The organism is Flavobacterium xanthum (assembly GCF_900142695.1).
In the GTDB taxonomy this organism is placed as follows: Bacteria; Bacteroidota; Bacteroidia; order Flavobacteriales; family Flavobacteriaceae; genus Flavobacterium; species Flavobacterium xanthum.
The window spans coordinates 1-7180 of the sequence record NZ_FRBU01000067.1; the positions used below are offsets into that span (position 1 = coordinate 1).

Genomic DNA, 7180 nt, shown 5'->3' on the forward strand with positions numbered 1-7180 from the left:
CAGGGAAAAGAATTAATTTTCTTTTCTTTGTTCTGAAAAAATATTTCATCTTTCTTTGAGATTCCTAACTTTCGCATTTATTAATTGAATTCAAGATCAATAAATAACGTAACCTCCTATTTTTAGTAGTACACTCCATTTTACTGAGGTCTTAAGAAATACCCTATTTATCTGTAAAATCCAACTTAATTAGTACCAGACAAAGAAAAGGATTTATATTTTATGAAAAATATTGTTTACTTAAGGTCTACAGAATTGTAAAAATGTAAAGCTCTTACCAAAGAAACAATAGGCCAAATTACCATTACAACTTTAAAAAATCATACCGAATTTAAAGATCATTTTCCTCTAGAAAATGAAGTAAAGCACCACTACTACATTAGTTTATTATGTTGCTACCTGTGAATATTGCAATTCCTTTCTAATATTCTGTAATGAATTTGGGCTTCTAAAAAACGAACTTTACATTATTCAATTGAATTGCTGTCTAAAACCATTAGCACATGAAAAATAGTGTCAATAAAGCCGATAAAAAAATAGTTTTGCAAAAAGAGAAAGGAATTTTAAACGAATCCGCTCTGGAAACTAAAAAAGAATATCGCAATATTTTTGTAGAGGAATTAAAAGAAATTTACTTTTCAGAAAAAGCACAAATAATCTCCATTCCGATATTGATAAAAAATGCGGCTACCGAAGAATTAGCTACTGCACTCCAAGTCCACCTACAATTTACAGAGGAACATATTAAGCGTCTTGAAGATTTTTTTAATTCAATCGATGAAGCAAACATTATTTTGAAATATGAAGCAATGTATGGCTTATCCTCATCCCAAAAACCACAAAAAAAATCAATTAATAATTCTAAATAAATAAAAATGGCTATTCAAACTGTTAATCCTTATACCAATAAAGTCGAGCGTACTTTTGATGAGATGACTGAAAAAACTGTTGATTTGTTGATTACTCAATCCGCAAAAGCATTCACTTCTTGGAAAGAAACGAGCTACGAGGAACGTGCTCAAATATTGCATAAAGTAGCTGCTTTAATGCGAGAGAAAAAAGAACATTTAGCTTCACTAATAACTTCCGAAATGGGTAAATTAATTGCTCAATCTGAAGGTGAAATTTTGTTAAGTGCTGCTATTTTTGATTATTATGCTACTAATGCAAAGACCTTTTTGGCTGACAAGCCCCTAGAACCTGAAAATGGAAGCGCTTACATTAAATCCAGTCCGATAGGCGTGATATTAGGTGTCGAACCATGGAATTTCCCTTTCTATCAAGTAGCAAGATTTGCCGCTCCTAACCTTATGGTAGGAAACACTGTCCTAGTAAAACATGCCTCCATGGTACCACAATGCGCAGTTGCAATTGAAGAATTATTTAATGAAGCTGGTGCACCTAATGGAATTTATACTAATTTGTTTATTTCTGGAAAAAGAGCATCAGCTTTGGTTTCTGATAAAAGAATTAAAGGAGTTTCACTAACAGGAAGTGAAGCAGCTGGCGCCAGTATTGCGGCTGAAGCTGGACGCTATTTAAAAAAATCAGTTTTGGAATTGGGTGGTAGTGATGCTTTCATAATTCTGGAAGATGCTGATATTGACAAAACAGTGGAATGGGCAGTGGTAGGTAGAATTAACAACAACGGTCAAAGTTGTGTTGCTTCCAAAAGATTCATTGCCGTAGAAGCTATAGCTGATGAATTTATTGAAAAATTTAAAGAAAAGCTATCAAACTTAGTTGTTGGGGATCCAATGGATTCGAAAACTGAATTAGGACCCATGAGTAGCGAAGAAGCCGCAGTCACTATCATTGACCAAATAAGAAGATCCGTTGACGCAGGAGCAACTATTTTGTTAGGAGGAACGCGTGCTGATATGCCGGGAGCCTTTGTGCAACCAACCATTTTAACCGATTTAAAACCAGAAATACCTGCTTATTACGAAGAACTATTTGGCCCTGTTGCCTCCTTTTACAGAGTGAAAGATGAAGAAACTGCCATTATTTTAGCAAATGATTCTGATTTTGGACTTGGTTGTTCCATTTTTACCAAAGACATTAAACGAGGAGAAAAAATAGCTAATCAAATTGATGCTGGAATGGTATTTATCAATCATCCCACTTGGACGCAGGCTGATTTACCATTTGGAGGTACAAAAGGCTCTGGTTACGGAAGAGAATTGTCTGAATTAGGAATACAGGAATTTGTCAATAAAAAACTCATCCGTGTTAGTGGACTTTCAGATCCTTTGTAGCTTTCATTCAAATAAGTAGAATCATTAAATTTTGTTAGGTAGCATCTTTTCTGGTTTGCCAGATTGGCGCAACGGCATCTAGAACATAGGGGTTTTCCAATCTTCCGCCTATGACCAACGAATTGGTACACGAGCTGGATAACCGTTAATCAGAATATTCAACGCATGTTATCTAACTTAATTTTTTGAAAAACAGAAATAAATAATCAGTGTTCGTGCTAAATAAAACTAGACTATCATACTTTAATACTTAAGAAATCTCGTTTCAAATATTTCTCCTTACCAGAGGTTTTCTGAGCAAAATTTCATCGTTAGGAAATAGGGTAGCGAGTTTTCTGAAGGTATTAAAATCAAAATCAGCTTTATAAAAGAGCATTATATTAAATTTTGTTAGTTTTAAAAAACAGATCATTTAATACAATTATCTTTATATCAGCAATCTAACAACAAAAAAAATGAAAACTTACGAATTATTCACACCAAAAAAAGTGGGTTCTATTGATTTAAAAAACAGAATCGTAATGGCACCAATGACACGAAGCAGAGCGATAGGAAATGTTCCCAATGAATTAATGGTCACCTATTACAATCAGCGCTCCACTGCAGGGCTCATCATAACTGAAGGGACATCCCCTTCACAAAATGGATTAGGATATGCTAGAATACCAGGTATTTTTAACGCTGAACAAGTAGAAGGCTGGAAAGCAACAACAGGCGCTGTTCATAAAAATGGAGGGAAAATAGTCGTCCAATTAATGCATTCGGGAAGAATAAGCCATCCGCTTAATATGACTAAAAGTGCTCAAATACTTGCTCCATCGCAGGTAAAAGCTGCGGGGCAAATGTGGACCGATGCGAGTGGATTGCAAGACTTTGTTGTTCCCAATGAAATGACATTACAAGATATAATACATGCCAAAACCGAATACATCAGTGCAGCTAAAAATGCTTTATTTGCTGGCTTTGATGGTGTCGAGTTGCATGGTGCTAATGGGTATTTACTTGAAGAGTTTCTATCGCCCATAAGTAATATCAGAACAGATGAATATGGCGGAAGTATAGAAAACCGTTGTAAATTCGTATTAGAAGTTACGGCAGCAGTTGCTAAGGCTATTGGAAAAGAAAAAACAGGAATACGATTGTCGCCTTATGGTGTAGCTAGCGACATGCCACATTATCCAGAAATTGAAGCTACTTATGACTACTTATCTAAAGAATTGAATAAATTAGATATTGCTTATATTCATCTTGTCGATCATTCTGCCATGGGTGCTCCTGCCGTACCATTAGAAATTAAAAAATTAATTCGTCATAATTTTAAAAACATCTTGATTAGCTGTGGAGGTTATGATAAAGAAAGTGCAGAATCAGCCTTAGAAAGCGGACTTACGGATCTGGTTGCTTTTGGAAGACCTTTTATCAATAATCCAGATTTAGTAGAAAGATTTCAGAACAATTGGCCTTTATCCCAAGATCTTGATATGGATTTGTTTTACACCGCTGATGCAAAAGGATATACTGATTATCCAGCTTATAAAATTTGATTTTAGGATTTATATGACCAAAAGACCGTCTTTTTCTAGCGACTTTCTTTAAAAGAAATCTTGATGAGAAATAGATCTCAGGTACTCTTTTTGTTAGGTGATGAAAAAGATAATTTACTACAAAAAATTTTAGAAAAAATCCCAAAAGGACATCTTCATGAACCGAACCCTTTTCACCTAGATGTTAATTTTTTACAATGTAATCGACATGGGCAAACAATTCGAAGTTTAGCACAACGCTATAACCATGATCGACTTTCTGGCATTAGTTATATTTCAATTTTACCTGTAGATTAAGGAATTGAGCATACAGCAGGAAGTTCGTTTGCTTCCAATCCCATTTATTTTGACCCTGAAAACAGCATAATTTTAACTATCGAAGGAGGCTGTAACGCTGTCGCCTCTACCATGGACGGATTAGCCATGCTATCTAGAAAATATGCTCATAAAATTCATTTTATGAGCAAAATCAACCATAATGAGCTCCTGACATAACAGGTCAAGCAGATCATTTACGAGTTACTAATCAAGCAGACATCATAAAACAAAAAATACCCAAAAACAATAGTGGTTTTACTGCGATATAAGTAACGGACTATAAAATAACTGTTTACAATTTATGAGTACTCCATTGAACGTCGCTAAAATGTTACAAATCACTGAAATTCAATATTTTGAAATTAATAAAGTGTGAAATATGTAACATATTATTGTAATTTTATAATACTTTATGAAGCGAATACGATCATCTTTGTATTCTAGTTTATATCCTAAAAAAGAACGTAGTTACAGCGTTCTTACAAGAAATAAAAGCTAATTATTTTAAAAATCACACTTAATAGTAAACAAAATCTTAAAAATATGAAACTTCAAATTGGAATTACAGAAGCACATTTAAAAAATAGCATTTCAATCTTATCCTCCATTTTAGCAAATGAGATGACTTTATACATAAAACTAAGAAAATTTCATTGGAACGTATCCGGTCAAAGTTTCATGGAACTTCATAAGTTATTTGAAGGTCACTATACACAACTCGAAGTATCAATCGACGAAACTGCCGAGCGAATAAGCAAACTAGGTGGAAAGACTATTGGAACAATGAAAGAGTTTTCGGAATTAACGATAATCAAGGAATCTCCAAATCAATATCCTGCGCAAAAAGAAATGCTTAAAGAATTATTAGAAGATCATGAAACACTGATTGTTCAATTGCGAAAAGATGTCGATGCAAGTGCAGATGATAATAAAGATGCAGGAACAGCTGATTTCCTTACGGGTTTGATGCAAGATCATGAAACCATGGCATGGACTTTACGTAGGTATTTAGAATAATTTAGTAACGATAAAGTACGAATAAAATGGAAAGTAGAGAATCAGAAGTTTATTTAGTTTCAAGAAGTAATTGCAGAGTAGGCACAATTACCGCTAAAAGAGATGTTGAAGAAATTAAAAAAACTAAAGAAACGGACTCTAAACCGTAGCATTTTATAAGTAGTAAAAATACTAAGAAGTTATTATTATTTTAGTATTTCACAAAACAACTACATCGTTTATTTAAACAAGTAGAACCATTTAAAAACTTTTTTCAAAACTGCCTCTATGAGCGGTTCAATGGAAATCATGTTTTTAAATGGTTTATTTTTTTTAAAATAAGGTTAAAGAGCAAGCACAGCCAGGCATCTAAAACCCAAAGTAAGCCTGCATAAATGTGGGAAATATACAAATTTTTACAATAGTTCTATAACAAATAACATCCCAATCTTGATGACCTTTGTAGGGAATAATTTAACATAAATAAAATGAAAAAAATCCTATTAGTATGTACCTGCTTAGCATTTACATTTATCGCAAAAGCGCAAACTGAGGACAAGAAATGGAACATTGGTCTTCATAGTGGTGTGACACAGTATCAAGGTGATTTAGGAAATAATTTTTATAAAACTGATAAAGCATTTTACGGTTTTGGAGGTATTTCAGTTTCTCGATACTTAGGTCGTTATTTTGATTTGAACTTTTTAGCTTCAAAAGGAACAATTGGATACAACGATGGAACAGTAAGAAGTTTCAAAAGTGACTTCAACTCTGTAGCATTAAATTTAAGATTTAATATGACAGGTCCAGAATCTGTAGTTAGACCTTATGCTTTTGCAGGAGTTGGTGCTATTTTATTTGACAATGACGTAAACTTTGATCAAGATAGAATTGATTATGCATTACCTACTGCTGGTGGTGGATTAAATTTTAGATTGAGCGATGTAATTACACTTAATTTACAAGAAACGTTCAGTTTTTCTAACAAAGACAGAAGAGACGGTGTTAATGATAATGGTAAAAAAGATGCTTATCTTTCTCACATGGCTGGTTTGACTTTCAATTTAGGAGACAAAAAAGATGCTGATAATGATGGTGTTGCTGATCGTAAAGATACGTGCCCTGATACTCCAGCAGGTGTAGTAGTTGATGAAAATGGTTGTCCATTAGACAGAGATAAAGATGGTGTAGCTGATTATTTAGACACTTGTCCTGATGTTGCAGGAACTGCATTATTAAATGGTTGTCCTGATTCAGATAATGATGGAGTAGCTGACATTAATGATAAATGTCCTGATACTAAACCAGGAACAAAAGTTGACGCAACAGGTTGTCCTATGGACAATGACAAAGATGGAATACCAAATGACTTAGATCGTTGTCCTGATACAGCTGGTCCTGCAAGTTTAAATGGTTGTCCTGATACTGATGGAGACGGTGTAGCTGATATGGATGACCGTTGTCCTACTGTTAAAGGTACCATGGAAAACAAAGGATGTCCAGAAATTACAAAACAAGATGTTGAAAGAATTACGTACTTAGGAAGTAAAATATTCTTTGAAAACAATAGCGACAAATTAAAAGTTGGTTCATTAGTACAATTAGATGAATTAGTAGGTCTAATTAATAAATACGATGCTTCAAACTTAGTTATCGAAGGACATGCAGATAGTAATGGTGGTGATGCTTTTAATTTAGAATTATCTCAAAGACGTACTGAATCTGTTAAAAATTATTTGATGGAGAAAGGAATTGCTGGATCAAGATTAACAGCAGTTGGATACGGAGAAAGCAAACCTATCGCAACAAATGCAACGGCTATTGGACGTGCAAAAAACAGAAGAGTAGAGTTGAAAATGACTTACGAAAAATAAGAAGATAAGGTTGGGTTTAGGTTTGGTTAGTTGAGGGCTGTTGGAAACAACAGCCCTCTTTTTTTGTTTTTTTATTGAATAATTATAAATATAATTTAAGTACATGACAAAAAACTAAATAAGCTGTAATTTAGATTGTTAAATCCAGTCAAAAGAAATTTTGACAAGAAGTCTAATCCATATTTAAATA

The 7180-nt window shown here is 33.6% G+C and carries 8 protein-coding genes; all 8 read left to right on the forward strand.

Annotation, left to right across the window (positions count from 1 at the left end; translation table 11 throughout):
* Positions 1 to 503: 503 nt before the first annotated feature.
* The gene (locus tag BUC11_RS15970; RefSeq protein WP_073355671.1) at positions 504 to 869 is read left to right on the forward strand and encodes a DUF892 family protein; all 366 of its coding nucleotides are present in this window, start codon (positions 504 to 506) and stop codon (positions 867 to 869) included.
* A 6-nt stretch (positions 870 to 875) separates the two neighbouring features.
* Positions 876 to 2258: an NAD-dependent succinate-semialdehyde dehydrogenase gene (locus tag BUC11_RS15975; protein WP_073355673.1), complete on the forward strand. Its 1383-nt coding sequence runs from the start codon at positions 876 to 878 to the stop codon at positions 2256 to 2258.
* Between the two features lie 455 nt (positions 2259 to 2713).
* A complete protein-coding gene (locus BUC11_RS15980; RefSeq protein WP_073355675.1) occupies positions 2714 to 3802 on the forward strand; it encodes an alkene reductase in 1089 nt (362 codons plus the stop codon).
* A 63-nt stretch (positions 3803 to 3865) separates the two neighbouring features.
* A complete protein-coding gene (locus BUC11_RS17225; protein WP_073355676.1) occupies positions 3866 to 4099 on the forward strand; it encodes a hypothetical protein in 234 nt (77 codons plus the stop codon).
* A gap of 3 nt (positions 4100 to 4102) precedes the next feature.
* The gene (locus BUC11_RS17230) at positions 4103 to 4297 is read left to right on the forward strand and encodes a hypothetical protein (RefSeq protein WP_394332916.1); all 195 of its coding nucleotides are present in this window, start codon (positions 4103 to 4105) and stop codon (positions 4295 to 4297) included.
* Positions 4298 to 4663: 366 nt separating this feature from the next.
* On the forward strand, positions 4664 to 5137 hold the full coding sequence (locus BUC11_RS15995) for a Dps family protein (protein ID WP_073355678.1): 474 nt from the start codon (positions 4664 to 4666) through the stop codon (positions 5135 to 5137).
* 26 nt (positions 5138 to 5163) lie between these two features.
* Entirely contained in the window at positions 5164 to 5286 is a 123-nt protein-coding gene (locus tag BUC11_RS17305) for a hypothetical protein (RefSeq protein WP_262487744.1), read from the forward strand.
* Positions 5287 to 5604: 318 nt separating this feature from the next.
* On the forward strand, positions 5605 to 6990 hold the full coding sequence (locus tag BUC11_RS17310; protein WP_073355679.1) for an OmpA family protein: 1386 nt from the start codon (positions 5605 to 5607) through the stop codon (positions 6988 to 6990).
* Positions 6991 to 7180: the final 190 nt, after the last annotated feature.